General features: G+C 64.9%; 11 protein-coding genes. 6 read left to right on the top strand and 5 right to left on the bottom strand.

Features of this window, described 5'->3' with window-relative positions; all coding sequences use genetic code 11:
* Positions 1-61: 61 nt before the first annotated feature.
* The gene (locus OSH10_RS13465) at positions 62-2032 is read left to right on the top strand and encodes a potassium transporter Kup (RefSeq protein ID WP_266332292.1); all 1971 of its coding nucleotides are present in this window, start codon (positions 62-64) and stop codon (positions 2030-2032) included.
* Positions 2033-2274: 242 nt separating this feature from the next.
* On the opposite strand, the gene OSH10_RS13460 is transcribed toward OSH10_RS13465, so the two are convergent.
* The 4 genes from OSH10_RS13460 to OSH10_RS13445 form a co-directional block, all read right to left on the bottom strand.
* On the bottom strand, positions 2275-3282 hold the full coding sequence (locus OSH10_RS13460) for a serine hydrolase domain-containing protein (protein ID WP_266332291.1): 1008 nt from the start codon (positions 3280-3282) through the stop codon (positions 2275-2277).
* 126 nt (positions 3283-3408) lie between these two features.
* Positions 3409-4605, bottom strand: a complete 1197-nt coding sequence (locus OSH10_RS13455) for an MFS transporter (protein ID WP_266332290.1) — start codon at positions 4603-4605, stop codon at positions 3409-3411.
* On the bottom strand, positions 4605-5018 hold the full coding sequence (locus tag OSH10_RS13450; protein ID WP_266332288.1) for an SET domain-containing protein: 414 nt from the start codon (positions 5016-5018) through the stop codon (positions 4605-4607). Before OSH10_RS13450 ends, OSH10_RS13455 begins: the two co-directional genes overlap by 1 nt.
* A 4-nt stretch (positions 5019-5022) precedes the next feature.
* A complete protein-coding gene (locus OSH10_RS13445; protein ID WP_266332287.1) occupies positions 5023-6036 on the bottom strand; it encodes a hypothetical protein in 1014 nt (337 codons plus the stop codon).
* A 223-nt stretch (positions 6037-6259) separates the two neighbouring features.
* Between OSH10_RS13445 and OSH10_RS13440 the strand changes: the two genes are divergently transcribed.
* The 3 genes from OSH10_RS13440 to OSH10_RS13430 all read left to right on the top strand — a co-directional run bounded on the left by OSH10_RS13440 (position 6260) and on the right by OSH10_RS13430 (position 12036).
* Positions 6260-8470 carry a bifunctional diguanylate cyclase/phosphodiesterase gene (locus OSH10_RS13440; RefSeq protein ID WP_266332285.1) on the top strand — a complete coding sequence of 737 codons (2211 nt, stop codon included), beginning with the start codon at positions 6260-6262 and terminating at the stop codon, positions 8468-8470.
* A 116-nt stretch (positions 8471-8586) separates the two neighbouring features.
* Complete coding sequence (locus OSH10_RS13435; protein WP_266332284.1) at positions 8587-9774, top strand: winged helix-turn-helix domain-containing protein; 1188 nt, start codon at positions 8587-8589, stop codon at positions 9772-9774.
* A 162-nt stretch (positions 9775-9936) separates the two neighbouring features.
* Positions 9937-12036 carry a putative bifunctional diguanylate cyclase/phosphodiesterase gene (locus tag OSH10_RS13430; RefSeq protein ID WP_266332283.1) on the top strand — a complete coding sequence of 700 codons (2100 nt, stop codon included), beginning with the start codon at positions 9937-9939 and terminating at the stop codon, positions 12034-12036.
* A 69-nt stretch (positions 12037-12105) separates the two neighbouring features.
* Here OSH10_RS13430 and OSH10_RS13425 read toward each other — a convergent pair whose 3' ends face one another.
* On the bottom strand, positions 12106-12750 hold the full coding sequence (locus OSH10_RS13425; protein ID WP_266332281.1) for an SGNH/GDSL hydrolase family protein: 645 nt from the start codon (positions 12748-12750) through the stop codon (positions 12106-12108).
* A 159-nt stretch (positions 12751-12909) separates the two neighbouring features.
* Between OSH10_RS13425 and OSH10_RS13420 the strand changes: the two genes are divergently transcribed.
* Both OSH10_RS13420 and OSH10_RS13415 read left to right on the top strand, forming a co-directional pair.
* Complete coding sequence (locus OSH10_RS13420; RefSeq protein WP_266332280.1) at positions 12910-13494, top strand: nitroreductase family protein; 585 nt, start codon at positions 12910-12912, stop codon at positions 13492-13494.
* A gap of 274 nt (positions 13495-13768) precedes the next feature.
* Complete coding sequence (locus tag OSH10_RS13415; RefSeq protein WP_266332278.1) at positions 13769-15796, top strand: aldo/keto reductase; 2028 nt, start codon at positions 13769-13771, stop codon at positions 15794-15796.
* Positions 15797-15837: the final 41 nt, after the last annotated feature.

Below are 15837 nucleotides of genomic sequence, written 5' to 3'. Positions count from 1 at the left end.
ACGTGTTCTGCTATAAGCACGCGCGGCCGCCGGTACGTGCGGTGAACGAGATGACCAGTTCATGGCTCTGAATGCGCAGGGGACCGACACCGGAACCCAACCTTCGGTTTCGGCCAGCGATGTGCCGACCGGAGCCGCTTCCGACGACAATGGTGGCGTCGGCAGCCCTGTGGCTCATGCGGGCTTCTTCACGCTGGCGCTTGGCTCGGTGGGTGTCGTTTATGGCGATATCGGCACCAGCGTCATCTATGCGCTGCGAGAAGCCCTGCATGCCGCCAACCGCGCCCATGGCGAACTCGTTCGGGAAGACGTGATCAGCGTCATCTCCTTGATCATCTGGACGCTGACGATCATCGTCACGCTGAAATATGTCGTCATTCTGTTGCGCGCCGACAATAATGGCGAGGGCGGCACGCTGTCTCTGATGGCGCTGGCCACCCGCACCGTCGGCAAATCGGCGCCCATCGTCTTCGTGCTCGGCGTGGCCGGCGCGGCGCTGTTTTATGGCGACGCGGTCATCACCCCGGCGATTTCGGTGCTCTCCGCCGTGGAGGGCCTGACGCTGGTGACACCGGCCTTCGACGGCTACGTCATCCCGATCACCATCGCCATCATCGCGGCGCTGTTCATGGTCCAGCGCTATGGCACGGCCAAGGTCGCCGCCTGGTTCGGGCCGATCACCGCGGCGTGGTTCATCGTCATGACGATTGGCGGTTTCCTGCACATTGCCGACGATCCCGGCATCTTCGCCGCGCTGAACCCCTATCACGCCGTGCGCTATGTCACGACGCATGGGCACACCAGCCTGCTGGTCATCGGCGCCGCCTTCCTGTCGGTGACGGGCGCCGAGGCGCTTTATGCCGATCTCGGCCATTTCGGCCGCAAGCCGATCCAGGCCGCGTGGCTTGCGTTCGTCTTCCCGGCGCTGGCCGCCAATTATCTGGGGCAGGGCGCGCTGGTGCTGGCCAATCCGGCCGCTATCAGCAACCCGTTTTACCTGCTGTTCCCGGAATGGGCGCTGCTGCCGGTCGTGCTGCTGGCGACCATGGCGACCGTCATCGCTTCCCAGGCCGTGATCACCGGCGCCTTCTCGATGACGCGCCAGGCCATCCAGCTCAAACTGCTGCCGCGGATGGAAATCGAGCACACCTCCGAGACCCATGTCGGCCAGATCTATATGCCGCAGGTGAACACGCTGCTGATGGTGGCGGTGCTGATTCTGGTCATCACCTTCGGCTCGTCGAGCAAGCTCGCCACGGCGTATGGCATCTCGGTCACCGCCGAAATGGTCATCACCGCCTGCCTCGCCTTCATCGTCATCTGGCGTTTCTGGCGCTGGCCGCTCTGGGTTTCGGCCCTCCTGATCGCGCCGTTCCTGCTCATCGATCTCGTCTTCTTCGGCGCCAATCTGATCAAGGTCACCGAGGGCGGCTGGCTTCCGCTGGCCTTCGCCTTCACGATCATGTTCATCATGCGCTGCTGGGTGCGCGGCACGCGCATCCTGTTCGACAAGAGCCGTCGCAACGACGTGCCGCTGAACGAGTTGGTGAAGAATCTCGAGAAGAGCAGCGTGGTTCGCGTTCCCGGCACCGCCGTGTTCCTGACGAGCGATCCCGAGACGGCGCCATCCTCGCTGCTGCACAGCCTCAAGCACTATCGCGTGCTGCACCAGAAGAACGTGCTGCTGACGGTCGTCACCAGCAATACGCCGCGCATCGACGATGCCGATCGCGTTCGGATCGAGCCGATCAACGACAGCTTCACGCGGGTGTTCATGAGTTTCGGCTACATGGAGACGCCGAACGTGCCGAAGGCGCTCAGCCTCTGCCGCAAGCAGGGCTGGAAATACGACATCATGTCGACGTCCTTCTTCCTGTCGCGCCGCTCGATCAAGCCGGCGGGGCGCCATTTGTTCTCGCGCATCCAGGACAAGCTGTTCATCAAGCTGGCGATCAACGCCAGCGACGCGACGGAATATTTCCACATCCCGACCGGCCGCGTCGTCGAGATCGGGACGCAAATGTCGATCTGATCGGGGCTGGGCGTCGCGCCGACGCCGGATAGCTAAGAACAAAAAGGCCGCCACGAGCTCTCTCGGGCGGCCTTTTCTATTGGGTAGTTGAAAGCGCGGCGCTTGGCAGTGCGAATGTCTGAGATGGGGTGGGCAGCGGACTTTCGGCTGGTGGCCGAGATTGGGCCGCTTACGGACGTGCCGGCGCTTAAGCTACCTGAAGCCGGCGGCGTTGCGCCCGTGAGAGATACGGTACCTGGCTCTCACGGTGAAGCGACAGCGATCTCTTTCATCAGGTCAAGGAATGCGCTCGTTCGTACCCCTTTTGGGTTCTGTTTCAGGTCCACCGTCTGCACGACGACGAGCCGCTTCGACGGCACGACAGCGATTATTTGCCCCCCGTAGCCGGAAGCGTAAAAGGCATCGGGTCCCCATGTTTCCTCAGGCAATGTCCACCACATGTAGCCATAGCCCTGCCGTATCCGCTTCGCCCACGAGTACGCAGCCGTAGACTCCCTGATCCACGACGCTGGGATGACCTGCTTGTCGCCCCACTTGCCTTCGTTCAGAAAAAGCTGGCCGAAACGGGCAGCGTCGCGGGCGCTGAGCCGGAACGGATACGCGGGGTGCTCGGAGAGTTTCTCCACCGCATAGCGGCCGTCTCTGGCCGAGAAGTCTTCCATGCCTATCGGTGCCGCAATGCGGCGTTCGAAGCTCGCGAAGATGTCTTCCCCGGTCTGCTGCCGGTAGATCGTGCCCAGAGCATTGAAGTCCCAGTTGTTGTAAAACCAGAACGATCCTGCCGGGTGACTCCCGCGTGCAGGCCGCTTGCGCTTGATGTCAGCTGTCTCGTGGGCCGCCGGATGATAGACGCCCGAGCGCGATGTCAGTAGATCCCGAACCGTGGCGGTTTTCTCTTCGTTCGTCAGACGAGGAGCTTTATCGTCGATACCAAGTTCGGCGAGGCTGGCTGAAAGATCGATACGCCTCTCTGCTACGGCGCTGCCGTAGAGTGCGCTGAGCAAGCTCTTGCGAACGGATGCCATCTCCACCTTACGGGAAACGTCACCCCATTGGGCGATCACATGTCCGTCCTGAACGATCATGAGCGCTGTCGGCTTAAGCGATCGGGATTCCTGCCGGGCCGCCTCCAGCTTTTCAACGGACCAGCCCGCCGCTGCCGGATTGACGTCTTCCCAGGCTTGGGCATGGGCATGTCCTGCAGCAAGGATGCAGAGGACGAGCAGAAAGGCGAGCCATCGAATCTTCATTCTGTCTCCTCTCTCGCCCCCGGGCGGAGGCGAAAGCACCCCAAACGTCCGAAATGGGTCGGCAGTGGACCTTATCTAGGCGGGCTTCCTGGCGAATCGTACGCGTAACAGGTCCGCACCGCCTCCTCACTCCACCGACACTTCCACCGCCTTCTTCTGGCCCGGCCTCACCAGGAAGATCAGCAGCGCGACGAAGCCGACCGCCACGGTGACGGGCAGGGCCTCGGCGCCGAAGAGGTCCATGAGGAAGCCGATCGGCGTCGAGCCGATGACGGAGCCTGCCGAATAGGCCATGGCGAAGCCGGTCGAGACCACCGCCAGGCGCTGGCCGCGAAAATCCTGGCCGATCAGCACGATGCCCAGCGTGTAGAGGCCCGAGACCGTGCCGCCGGCGATGAACACCACCGGTTCGAGCAGGAAGGTCTTGTCCATGACAAAGGGGAAGGCGAGCGTGCTGACGACGGCGAGGCCGGCCGTGCCGATCAGCGTCAGCCGGCGGCCATGCCGGTCGGCGAACCAGCCGAGCGCGACGATCAGCACGGCTTCGCCAAGGCTGAACACCGCGACCAGGCGCGAGGCGCCGGCGTCGTTCAGGCCATGCGCGAGACCGTAGAGCGGCAGAAGGCTCTGCATCGCGGTTTCGCCGATGCCGGTCAGGAAGGCGGCGGCGATCAGGCTGCCGGCCAGCGTCAGCGACATGCGCAGCGTATGGACGTCGCCGCTCTCTTCCTCGTCCTCGACCTCGCCTACCGCCGAGCGGATCGACAGCGCCACCGCGACGCCGATCGCCAGCGGCACCATGGCGGCGATGAGGGGGAGGCTGCCGGTCGAGCCCGTGCCGGAGAGCAGCAGCGGGCCCATGAACTGGCAGGCGGCATAGAGCGTGCCGGAGGCACCGACGATGCGGCCGCGATTGCGGTCGTCGACCACGCCGTTCAGCCAGATTTCGGTGGTGGTCCAGAGCGCCGAGAAGCAGGTGCCCATGACGAAGCGGGCGATGAACCAGACGGCGATGTTGTCGAAGGCGAAGATGGCGGCGAACGAGGCCAGCGACAGCGCGAACTGGGCGGCGACCAGCAGGCGCAGGCCCATGCGGTCGATCAGCCAGGGCACGAACGGCCCGAAGATCAGGATGCCGGCGCCGGCGATCGACGCGTTGAGGCCGATCAGCCAGGTGGCGATGCCCTTCTTCTCCAGCGCGAGCGAGAAGAACGGATAGGAATAGCCAAACAGCAGCGCCTCGATGCCGATCAGCACGAGGACGCCCGCGACGCGCCAGTAGCGGGTGCGCGCGGCGGACTTCGTCTTGTCGGGGATGGGCATCAGATCTCGCAGTTGGGCTCGGGGCACCAGCACTTGATGCCCTGCGGCACCAGGTCGAAGGTCCGGTAATCGGCGGTCAGTTCCTCGCCCGCCGCGATCTCGCGATCGGCGAAGACGTAGAGCTGGTCCTCGACGCGCGTATTGGGATGGCAGGAGTGATTGAGGAAATCGATGCCGGCCGGTTCTTCCATCGGCAGCAGGCACAGCAGCTTGCGGCCGATCAGCTTCAGATGGACCGATTGCCGCCACCAGTAGTCGTCGAGCTCGTCCTGCTTGTCGAGGTCGATCAGCATCGCCTTGCCGTCGAAGAAGCCGAGCAGGGTGTCCTTCGGCACGGTGGTCTTGGCATGGATCGTCTGGTGATCGTCGCTGATCGAGCGAACCTCGATGACGTCTTCGTTGGTGTAGCTCATCGGATCACTTCCTGAAATCGAAGGCGGGCGTGCCGCCAGACTGTCCATCCCGGGCGGCCTCGAGGGCTTTCCCGTCAAATAAGGCGGCGATCCAGCGCTCGCACAGGCGATTGGCATAGAGCGCCGGCATTTCGTGATCGTGCGGCTCCTTCACCATCTCGGCAAACACCGGGTCGTTGTGCGGCGCGGTCCAGGTCTGCCGGTCGGCGGAGAGATGCACCGCGCGCGCCGGAATCTCGGAAACCTTGTTGTAGCCGGTGATCGTATTGGCGGACATATTCTGCCAGACGACGGCGCATTTGTGCAGCAGCCGCTCCAGTTCGCTCCGGTCGCGGATCTCGTGTGGCGGAACGCGAAAGTGGCGCAGGCTGAGGTCGCGCACCAGCATGCCGAAGGCGAACGCATCGGACGTCGTGTTGATGGCGAGGAAGGGCGTGCTCAGCGCCGGATCGTAGAGCGGATCGGCCAGCGAGCGGGCATGGGGGCAGAAGGCGACCGGGAAGAACTCGTAGACGGTCGGAATGCCCGTCACAGGACAGACGACGTCGAACGGGATCGCGACCGTCTGGCTGTTGATCAGCGCGCCGGCGCTTTCGGCGAGGCCGGCATCCACCATGACCTGGCCGAGCGTGCGAAGCTCATCGACCGAATTGTCGAAGGTCTCGCAGGATGGGACGATCGCCAGGAAACCGGTCTTGCGGTAATCTTCCACATCCAGCCGGAATGTGTTCAAGGCTTGGAGGAATTGATAGCCGTTGCGGACATGCGCAACCGTGTATCGGCCGAGCTGAAACTCGCGTTTCCCCGCGGAGCAGCGCAGATCCGTCTGAAGCCAATCTTCGAATTCACTGTCCGACGGCGCCTTCGCGGCAGTGTGAAAGGGGCAGCCGGCGGCAGACGACGCCATCCCAGCCGAATCCTCATCCGGTGGGAAGTTCATATTGCCCCCGCAACATAGCCCAGACTTGATATCTACAGTTTTGTAGTGAAATTGGCGACAATCTCGACGATTTGTCAACCATATTATATTCAAATTTACTGAACTCTTTCACAAGCTTACCCCATGCCGGAAAGTACGGAATCAGAATCGGAATTCGGTTCGAACGCGCGACATCGGCAGCCGGAAGGGCCGTCAACTGGCTTCGCGACCGGTATTTATCTAAAATGCCCCGCATAGAGTTAAATCGGCATAAAAGGGCTGCTGCGTAAGTTTGCATGTCGCCAATTGAGATGGACACGACATGTCTCACCCGATCGCCGGGCGCATAACATTCAACCTGGTCGCCGGAATCCTGGTGACGGTCGTGACCGTCATCGCCGGCGTGGTCTGGATGGCGTATCGCCAGAATGACCAGGCTGCCGCGCAGACCCGCACCATGGTCATGGGTGGCATCGACGCCATGCACACGCGCGTCCAGGGGCTCGCCAACGATTATTCGTGGTGGGAGGAGGCCTATGACGCCTACCAGCGCGGCGACGCAGCCTGGATCGAGGCCAATATCGGGACGGGTATCGTCGACACCCAGATCGCCGATTTTCTGGTCATCCTGTCGCCCGATCACCAGGTCAAATATGGCTGGTGGACGCCGCCGGAGGCGCCGAACACCGCCTCCGTCATGTCGCCGGCGCTGATCGGCAAGATCGAGGACCTGATCCGCACCGCACCGGTCGAGAACAATGCGGCCCGCTCCAGCTATGTCGAGACGCCTGCCGGCACCCTGCTTTTCGCCGTGTCCCGCATCGCGCCCGTCTCGAATGCCAGCTCGGTCGATCCGTCGACCCTGCCGGTTCTGGCCATGGGCTTCTATCTCAACAACCAGCGCCTTTCCGAGCTGGGGCGCAGCTTCCTCATCAACGATCTGAGCCTGGAGCCCGTGAAGGCGAACGAGACGACGCATGAGTTTCCGGAGATTCGCGATATCTTCGGCAAGGTGATCGGACGCCTCGTCTGGACGCCGCCGACGCCGGGATTCGCCGTGCTGCGCAACGTGGTGGCGCCGATCGCCGGCGGATTGCTGATCTTCTGCCTGATCGCGATGTGGACCGTGCTGCGCGCCCGCCGCCTGGCGCTGTCGCAGGCGCTGAGCGAGCAGCAGGCCATCGAGGCCGCCCGCACCGACAGCCTGACCGGCCTCACCAACCGCTTCGGCTTCAACGAGCTGAGCGCCAGCGCCGCTTTCGAGGAGGCCTGCGCCCGGGGCGAGGCGGCGATCATCTATCTCGACATCAACGGCTTCAAATCGGTCAATGACTCGATCGGACACCAGGGCGGCGACGTGCTGGTCGGCATGCTGGCCGAAAGGCTTTCGATGATCCTGCCGTCGGATGCGCGCTTTGCCCGCGTCGGCGGCGACGAATTCGCCGTGGCGCTGACCGGCCGGCCGGCCCTCGACGCCGTCGCCGGGGTCGCCTCCGCCATGGTGCATGCGCTCGACCAGCCCTTTACCGTCACCGGCTTCCAGTTTCAGGTCACGGCTGCGGTCGGTTATGCGGTCTCCGACGGGATCGACGTGTCGCCGGAAGAATTGCTTCGCCGCGCCGACCTCGCCATGTATCAGGCCAAGAATGCCGCCGAGCGCGACGCGGTGCCGTATCACTCCGGCCTCGAGACCGGGGCGCTGCATCGCAAGCGGCTCGGCATGGCGCTGCGCGGTTCCATCGAAGCCAACGAGATGTCGGTCGTCTACCAGCCGATCGTGCGGGCCAGCGACCTCGCCGTCGTTTCGCTCGAGGCGCTGGTGCGCTGGGACTCGAAGGAGTTTGGTCGCGTCTCGCCGGCCGAGTTCATTCCCGTCGCCGAAGAGACCGGCGCCATCCACGATATCGGCAAGTTCGTGTTCCAGCGCGCCTGTCAGGACATGGTCGACTGGCCGGGTCTGCGGATCTCGATCAACGTTTCGCCGGCCCAGTTGCGCGATCCGAGCTTCGCCAACGATCTCGGCGCCATAGCGCGCCGGCACGATGTCGTCCCGAACCGCTTCAAGCTCGAACTGACCGAGGGCCTCCTGGTTCGCAACCCGACGATCGCCAAGCGCAAGCTGGCCCGCCTGAAGTCGATGGGTTTCGGCCTGTCGCTCGACGATTTCGGCACAGGGTTCTCGTCGATCGGCTATCTGCGCCAGTTCCCGTTCGACTGGCTCAAGATCGACAAGTCCTTCATTTCCGAACTCGGCGCCAATCCCACCGCCAACGCGCTGATCCAGTCGATGATCGCGCTTGGCGACGCGATGGACATTGCCGTGGTCGCCGAGGGAATCGAGACGGTCGAGCAGTTGCAGCTCCTTCGCCTTCTGCAGTGCGAATATGTGCAGGGCTATTATCTGGCCAAGCCGATGCCGGCCGAGGAGATCACCGCCCTGCTGGCCCGGCTGGGCGAAAGCCGGCGCATCCTGCCGGAATTGGAACTGCCCAGCTTCGAGCCGGGCCGCTCGGCCCTGAACCTGCAATCCTGACCCGCCTCGGTCGGCCGGCGCGGGTATAGCTTCCGCCTCCGCCCTTTGCCATAAACGGCGGGTGAGGCGGGGGATTGCCAGTGACGGACGGGCTGACAGCAGACGAAGCGAGGCGCGTGGCTCTCGCCGCCCAGGGATTTGGCGGCCGCCGTCAGGCGACGCTGTCATCATGGCGGCAGATGGCGCCGGTCATCGGCCAGATGGGGCTGCTGCAGCTCGATTCGGTCAATGTGCTGGTCCGTTCGCACTATCTGCCGACCTACAGCCGCATCGGTGCCTATGATCGCGCTGCGCTCGACGCGCGCGCCTTTGCCGGCGGCAAGAAGCGCGCCCTGTTCGAGTATTGGGCGCATGAAGCCTCGCTGCTGCCGCTCGATCTGCATCCCTTGATGCGCTGGCGCATGCAGCGCGCTGCTGCGGGAATCGGCATCTATTCCGGCATCGCACGCTTCGCCGCCGAGAACCGCGACTATGTGCGCGCCGTCGTGGACGAGATCCGCCGGCGCGGGCCGCTCGCGGCGAGCGAACTGGACGATCCGGGAACCCGAAGCGGGCCATGGTGGGGCTGGCACAAGGGCAAGACCGCGCTTGAATTCCTGTTCTGGGCAGGCGAGGTCACGACCGGCCACAGGCGGGGCGCCTTCGAGCGGGTCTATGATCTGACCGAACGGGTCATTCCGGGCGAGGTCGGCGCGATCGCGACGCCGGGCGAGGCCGACGCCATCCGCGCGCTGGCGCTGGCCGGCGCGAAGGCGCATGGGGTGGCGACCGAGACCGACATCCGCGATTATTTCCGCCTGCCCGTGGCGGAAGCCCGGGTGGCGGTGGGCGAGCTGGTCGAGGCGGGGGCGCTGCGTCCGGTGCGGGTCGAGGGCTGGCAGCAGCGGGCCTACCTGGTCGAGGGTGCCGTGATCCCCGCGCGGGCGACGCCGACCGCGCTGCTGTCGCCGTTCGATCCGCTTGTCTGGCATCGCCCCCGCACGGAGCGGATCTTCGATTTCCATTACCGGCTCGAGTTCTACACCCCGGGCCCGAAGCGCATCTTCGGCTATTTCGTCATGCCGTTCCTGCATCGCGGCCGGCTCGAAGCCCGCGTCGATCTGAAGGCGGATCGCGCCGCGGGCCGCCTGCGCGTCCTCGGTGTCTTTGCCGAGGCAAGCCTGCGCAAGCCGGAGCCCATGCTGGCGGCGCTGGCCGGGGAGTTGCGGCATCTGGCGGCTTGGTTGGACCTGTCCGACATTGTTCTAGAGGCAGGCAGCCCCCTTGTCGGTTTGCTTGGGAAGTACATCGATCAGGGGGGGTGATTAAGCAACTTCCAAGGATTATGCGGTACGTTTTGCATGGCGTTTGAATGATGTTTCGCAACATGTTCTTGTCTCGGTGTCATGAGTTTTCTCCAGCGATCCACGTTTCGGTTCGGCCTGCGCGTCGCTCTGCCAGTTCTGTTCGTGCTGGTCGGGTCGATCATGTTCATGCTTTTCGCGCTGAACGAGATGGCGGGCGAGGTCGACCGGATCGACGACATTGCAACCGAGCGCGCGGCCGAGGCGTCGCTTCGGGCTTTCCAGAAGCGCATGCGCGAGATCCACGGCGACTACTCCGTCTGGGACGACGCGGCGATCAAGCTGTATGGCGAAATCGACAGGGAATTCGCCACCACGAACTTCAAGGATGCGACCCGCACCGGAGTCTTCTTCGACGCGGCCTACCTGCTCGATGAAAGGGGACAGACCGTTTTCTCCTTTCGGCGGGGCGGCGTGGCGCCGCGCAGCGCGCTGGAGGAGTTCGGCTCGCCGCTCCAGACCCTGATCACGAGCCTCGCCGGCCAGTATGCCGCCTTCGATGCCAAGGTCGGCCTGATGAAGGATCGCTCGGGCGGGATCGCGGTCGTCGCGGTCGGGTCTGTCTTCCCCCTGTCCCCCGCGGTGCCGCCGCCGGCCGGGCGACCGCGCATGCTGGTGCTGTCGCATGCCCTCGACGATCTTTCGATCCGGCAGATGTCCGAGGATTTCGTGATCGACGGCATGTCCCTCAGCTTCGATCCATCGATTGCCGCCCGTGGCGTAAGGCTGTTCGATCCGACCGGAAAGCCGCTGGGTTCGCTGACCTGGCTGCCACGCAGCCGCGGCAGCGAGGCCTTCTCGCGCGTGGCGCCGATGGCCTATCTGACCCTGGGCATTATCGGCCTGACGATCCTGTTTCTGCTGGGGATCGGCTATGCCAATCTTGTCGCGGTGCGGCGGCGGGAGCGCCAGGCCGTCTACGACGCCAACCATGACAGCCTGACCGGCCTGCCCAATCGCGTGGCGCTGACCCGGGCGCTGGAGGTGGCGGTGAGCCGCCGGCCGGTGCAGCCGGTCGCCGTGTTGTTTCTCGATCTCGACGGCTTCAAGGAGGTCAACGACTCCTATGGCCACGAGATGGGGGATCGCCTGTTGCGGCGGGTCGCCCGTGGCTTCGAGGCGATCTGCATGCGGCGGGGATTGCTGGCACGGGTGGGTGGCGATGAATTCGCGCTGGTGCTCGACAATCGGGAGGCGGTCGCGTCGGCGGAGGAGATTGGCAGTCGGCTCGTTCGCTATCTGAACGGTCCGATCCTGCTGGATGACCGGGTGATCGCCATCGGCACGAGCGTCGGTGTCGCCGTTGTCGATGGCGAATCCGTCACGGCCGACGAATTGTTGCGTCGCGCCGATGTCGCGATGTACCAGGCCAAGGAACTCGGCCGCAGCCGCGTCGCGCTCTACGACTGGTCGATCGATGCCGAGAAGACCGATCGCAAGCGGCTGGCCGGCGAATTGCGCGACGCGGTCGCCGCCGATGCGCTGCATGTCGTCTATCAGCCCATCTATGACGCGCAGACGATGCGGCCCGCCCTGGTCGAGGCCCTGCTGCGCTGGCACCATCCGCAGCAGGGCGTCATTCCGCCGGATCTCTTCATTTCCGTCGCCGAGGAAAACGGCCTGATGGACGCGGTCGGCAACTGGGTGCTGCGCAACGCCTGCCGCGACGCGCTGCAATGGCCGGAAATCCGGCTGGCGATCAACGTGTCGCCGGTCCAGTTCCGCAATCCCGGCTTCGATTGCAATCTCGCCGGTATCCTGCAGGAAACGGGGTTTCCGGCGGGGCGTCTCGAAATCGAGATGACGGAGACGCATCTCGTCACCTTCCCTGACCGCGCGCAGCACATCGTCGCCTCGCTGCGGGTGCTGGGCGTCAGCGTGGCGCTGGACGATTTCGGGACGGGCTACTCCTCGATCGGCTATCTGCGCCGGTTCTCGTTCGACAAGCTGAAGATCGACCGGTCGCTGGTGCATGGCGTCTCGGTCGACCTGGAGACCCGGCGCCTGTGCGAGGCGACCATCGGGCTGGGCCGCGCACTCAACCTCGAGGTCACCGCGGAAGGCATCGAAACCGAGGCCGATGCCGAGATCATGCGGCAGGCGGGCTGTTCCTACCTGCAGGGCTTCGCCTTTGCCCGGCCGATGCCGGCGGCGGCGATCAGTGAACTGCTGAACGAGAGCGACCGCGCGGCCGATACCGGCCATGCCTTGCGGATGGCCTGAAGTTCGGGGATGCGCCGGCAGGCGCATCCCCGATCGGCCGCGCGGCGACCGGATCGCTGAGCGGGCGGATCAGGCGAGCGTCCTGACGGCGGCGGCGATGGCCTTGCCCAGCGCGGCCTGGTCGGCCGGATCCAGATGGATGCCGTCAAAGGCGCTGGAGCGGATGTGCTGGCCGGCATCGAGGAACGCCACGCCATGCTCCTTGGCGATCGCCGCGTAGAGTGTGGCGAATTTCAGCGATTTGGCGTAGCCGCCTTCCAGCATCGGCGTGTATTCCGGCTTCTGGCCGGTGTGGTCGAGCATCGGCGGCGGCGCGACCACCAGGATCTTTGGCACGCCCGCGTCATTGCCGGCTTCGGCCTGCTTGATGACCTTGATCAGTTCGCCGATGCCCTTGGCGATATCCTCGGCCGGCACGTGGAAGCGCGCCTTGAGGTCGTTGGTGCCCAGCATGATGACGACGACGTCGAGCGGCCGGTGGCTCCGGAGGCAGGGCAGGAGATAGGTCTTGCCGTTCATGTATTCGCCCTCGACCGGGTCGGAATGAACGGTCGAGCGTCCGGGCAGGCCTTCCTCGATCACATGCCAGTCCGGGCCGAGTTCCGCCTGCGCGACGCCGGTCCAGCGCTCTTCCCGCGCGTAGCGTTCGTCGGGGCGGGGGACGGTGGCGGCGCCCCAGGTGTTGGAATCGCCATAGGCGAGAACGTTCTTCATCGATGCTGCTCCTCCCAGGGCGAATCTGCTTCGCCTTCACGGGCGTTGATCAAACATCATGGCCGCGAATTCTCAAGCCGGGGGATTACGCGCGCAGGACGGGGCTTTAGGATCGCCGCGGGTGCTTCGGGATGAGGCGCCGCCATGGAGAGCCTGAGAATGCGGAAGCCTGCCGATACCGCCGTGCCGATCCTGCCCGTGATTGCCGAGCGCTGGAGCCCACGTGCCTTCGATCCCGAGAAGACGCTGACCGAGGCCGATCTGAAGCCGTTGTTCGAGGCCGCCCGCTGGGCGCCGTCCTCCAGCAACACGCAGCCCTGGCGCTTCGTCTATGCCTTTCGCGGCGAGCCGTTCTTCGATGCGCTGGTCGATTGCGCGGCCGAGGGCAACCAGCCCTGGGTCCGCAGTGTCTCGGTGCTCGCCTATGCGGTCGCGAAACTTCACTCCGACAGCGGCCGCTCGCTCTGGCACAACCGGCACGATACCGGCATTGCGCTCGGCTATCTGCTGCTCCAGGCGACCGCCAATGGACTCGCCGTGCATCCGTTCGGCGGCTTCGACAGCGACAAGGTGATCGCCGCCGCCAATGTCCCGGAAGGTTTCGAGCCCTGCACGGGTATCGGCATCGGATTTCCCGGCGATCCGGACATGCTGCCCGAGCGCGACCGGCTGCGCGAATTGGGCGGGCGCGAGCGGCTGGCGGTCTCGGACTTCGCCTTTCACGGGCAATGGCCTGGTGCCTGAAAGCGGGGCATGGGGCTCGGCGGCGGATTGACAGAATTGCCGAGTCCCGAACTAATCATGCCGGTGAGGGCCGTGAATTCCGGCCGTTCGGGGATTGGGGAAAAGCGGGGGAGGCCGCTCCGATCGACCGGGCGGACCGGCGCGTCCCGCCGGGAGGACTGGATGACCCAAAGACTCGAATTCCCTTCCCGCGCACCGCGCGAGCGGCCTGTCGCCTCGCGCTGATTTTCCGCTTTTCGCTGACAGCAGACTTCGCAGGAAGAAGGAATCCCCCATGGCCACGAGCCAAGCTTCGCCAAGCCGTACCCCCGTTCGCTGGGGCATCATCGGACCCGGCAGCATCGCCAAGGCGTTTCGCGATGGCCTGACGCATTCGCAGACCGGCCAGCTGGTGGCGATCGGCAGCCGCAATCCCGCCAGGCCGGGCCTTGCCGACGACTTTCCCGGCGCCCGCATCCATGATGGCTATCAGGCGCTGCTCGACGATGCCGAGGTCGATGCCGTCTATATCGCGACGCCGCATCCCGGCCATGCCGAATGGGCGATCAAGGCCGCCGAAGCCGGCAAGCATGTGCTGGTCGAGAAGCCGCTCGGCCTGACCGCCTACGAGGCGGAGGCGATCTTTCACGCGCACAAGAAGGCCGGTACCTTCGCCGCCGAGGCCTTCATGTACCGCCTGCATCCGCAGACGAAGCGGCTCTATGATCTCGTCGCCGGCGGCGCCATTGGCGAAGTCCGCGCCATCAAGTCGAGCTTCGGCTTCGCCATGCCGAAATTCGATCCCGACCATCGCCTCTATGCCAACGATCTCGCCGGCGGCGGCATTCTCGATGTCGGCTGCTATCCGGTGTCGATGACCCGTCTGATCGCCGGGGCGGCGTCCGGCAAGCCGTTCCTCGACCCGGTCCAGGTCCAGGGTTCGGCCCATCTTGGAAAGTCCGGCGTCGACGAATGGGCGGCGGCGATCCTGACCTTCCCGAATGACATCCTCGCCGAGGTCTCCTGCAGCGTGTCGGTGGCGCAGGACAATGTGCTGCGCATCCTCGGCACCAAGGGCCGCATCGAGGTTTCCGATTTCTGGTTCGCCTCCGGCAAGGAAGGCGGCACCGGCACGATCCGCATCGTCCGGCCGGACGCCAGTGTCGAGGTTGTCGAGGTCGTCGAGCCGGGCTGGCTCTATTCGTTCGAGGTCGATGCGGCTGGCGAGGCGATCCGCGCCGGCAAGCAGCAGCTGGATTCTCCCGGCATGAGCTGGGCCGATACGCTCGGTAACCTGCGCACGCTCGACAAGTGGCGCGCCTCGGTCGGCCTCGTCTTCGACATCGAGAAGGCGTCGCACAAGACCACCACGATCAAGGGCGCCAAGCTTTCGCGCGGCCCGAAGTCGATCCCCAAGCGCCATTTGGCGGGCGTCAGCCAGCCGACCTCGGTCGCGGCGCTTGGTTTCGAATTCTTCCCGGATTTCGCCAGCGCCTCGGTGCTGCTCGACGCCTTCCACGAGGCCGGCGGCAATCTGTTCGACACCGCCTACATCTATGCCGGCGGCAAGACCGAGAAGATCCTGGGCGACTGGCTGACCAGCCGGGGCGTCCGCAAGGAATCGGTCGTCATCGGCAAGGGCGCGCATTCGCCGCTCGTCTATCCCGACGTGATCGGCAAGCAACTGACGGAATCGCTCGACCGGCTGCAGACCGACCATGTCGACATCTATTTCATGCATCGCGACAACCCGGACGTGCCGGTCTCGGAATTCGTCGACGCGATGGATGCGGAGGTGAAGGCCGGCCGCATTCGCGGTCCGTTCGGCGGCTCCAACTGGACGCGCGAGCGCATGGACGCGGCGATCGCCTATGCCGAAAAGACTGGCAAGCAGAAGCCCGGCGCGCTTTCCAACAATTTCTCGCTCGCCGAGATGCTCGACCCGATCTGGGCCGGCTGCGTCGCGGCCTCGGATGACGAATGGAAAGCCTGGCTTACCCAGCGCCAGATCCCGAACTTCGCCTGGTCGAGCCAGGGGCGTGGCTTCTTCACCGACCGCGCCGGTCGCGACAAGCGCGACGACGAGGAAATCGTCCGCGTCTGGTATTCGGAGAAGAACTTCGAGCGCCGCGACCGCGCGATCGAGCTTGCCGGGAAGCTCGGCCGCGAGCCGATCCACATCGCGCTCGCCTATGTGCTGGCGCAGCCCTTCCCGGTGGTGCCGCTGATCGGACCGCGCACGCTGGCGGAACTGGAAGACAGCCTTTCCGCGCTCGACATCCACTTGACGCCGGAGCAGGTGGCCTGGCTCGATCGCGGTTAGCACAGACTGGTGATGACCCGCTCTTCACCTCTCCCTCAGGG

This window comes from Kaistia defluvii, from assembly GCF_026343955.1.
Taxonomy (GTDB): domain Bacteria; phylum Pseudomonadota; class Alphaproteobacteria; order Rhizobiales; family Kaistiaceae; genus Kaistia; species Kaistia defluvii.
Note: the sequence above shows the minus strand (reverse complement) of the source record. Positions and strands in the feature narration are given on the sequence as shown.

What these genes read in the sequence shown, in the direction of transcription:
- OSH10_RS13465 (WP_266332292.1), top strand. Translation starts at nt 62, where the DNA reads ATGGCTCTGAATGCGCAGGGGACCGACACCGGAACCCAACCTTCGGTT.
- OSH10_RS13460 (WP_266332291.1), bottom strand. Translation starts at nt 3,282, where the DNA reads ATGAAGATTCGATGGCTCGCCTTTCTGCTCGTCCTCTGCATCCTTGCT.
- OSH10_RS13455 (WP_266332290.1), bottom strand. Translation starts at nt 4,605, where the DNA reads ATGCCCATCCCCGACAAGACGAAGTCCGCCGCGCGCACCCGCTACTGG.
- OSH10_RS13450 (WP_266332288.1), bottom strand. Translation starts at nt 5,018, where the DNA reads ATGAGCTACACCAACGAAGACGTCATCGAGGTTCGCTCGATCAGCGAC.
- OSH10_RS13440 (WP_266332285.1), top strand. Translation starts at nt 6,260, where the DNA reads ATGTCTCACCCGATCGCCGGGCGCATAACATTCAACCTGGTCGCCGGA.
- OSH10_RS13430 (WP_266332283.1), top strand. Translation starts at nt 9,937, where the DNA reads ATGTTCATGCTTTTCGCGCTGAACGAGATGGCGGGCGAGGTCGACCGG.
- OSH10_RS13425 (WP_266332281.1), bottom strand. Translation starts at nt 12,750, where the DNA reads ATGAAGAACGTTCTCGCCTATGGCGATTCCAACACCTGGGGCGCCGCC.
- OSH10_RS13420 (WP_266332280.1), top strand. Translation starts at nt 12,910, where the DNA reads ATGCGGAAGCCTGCCGATACCGCCGTGCCGATCCTGCCCGTGATTGCC.
- OSH10_RS13415 (WP_266332278.1), top strand. Translation starts at nt 13,769, where the DNA reads ATGGCCACGAGCCAAGCTTCGCCAAGCCGTACCCCCGTTCGCTGGGGC.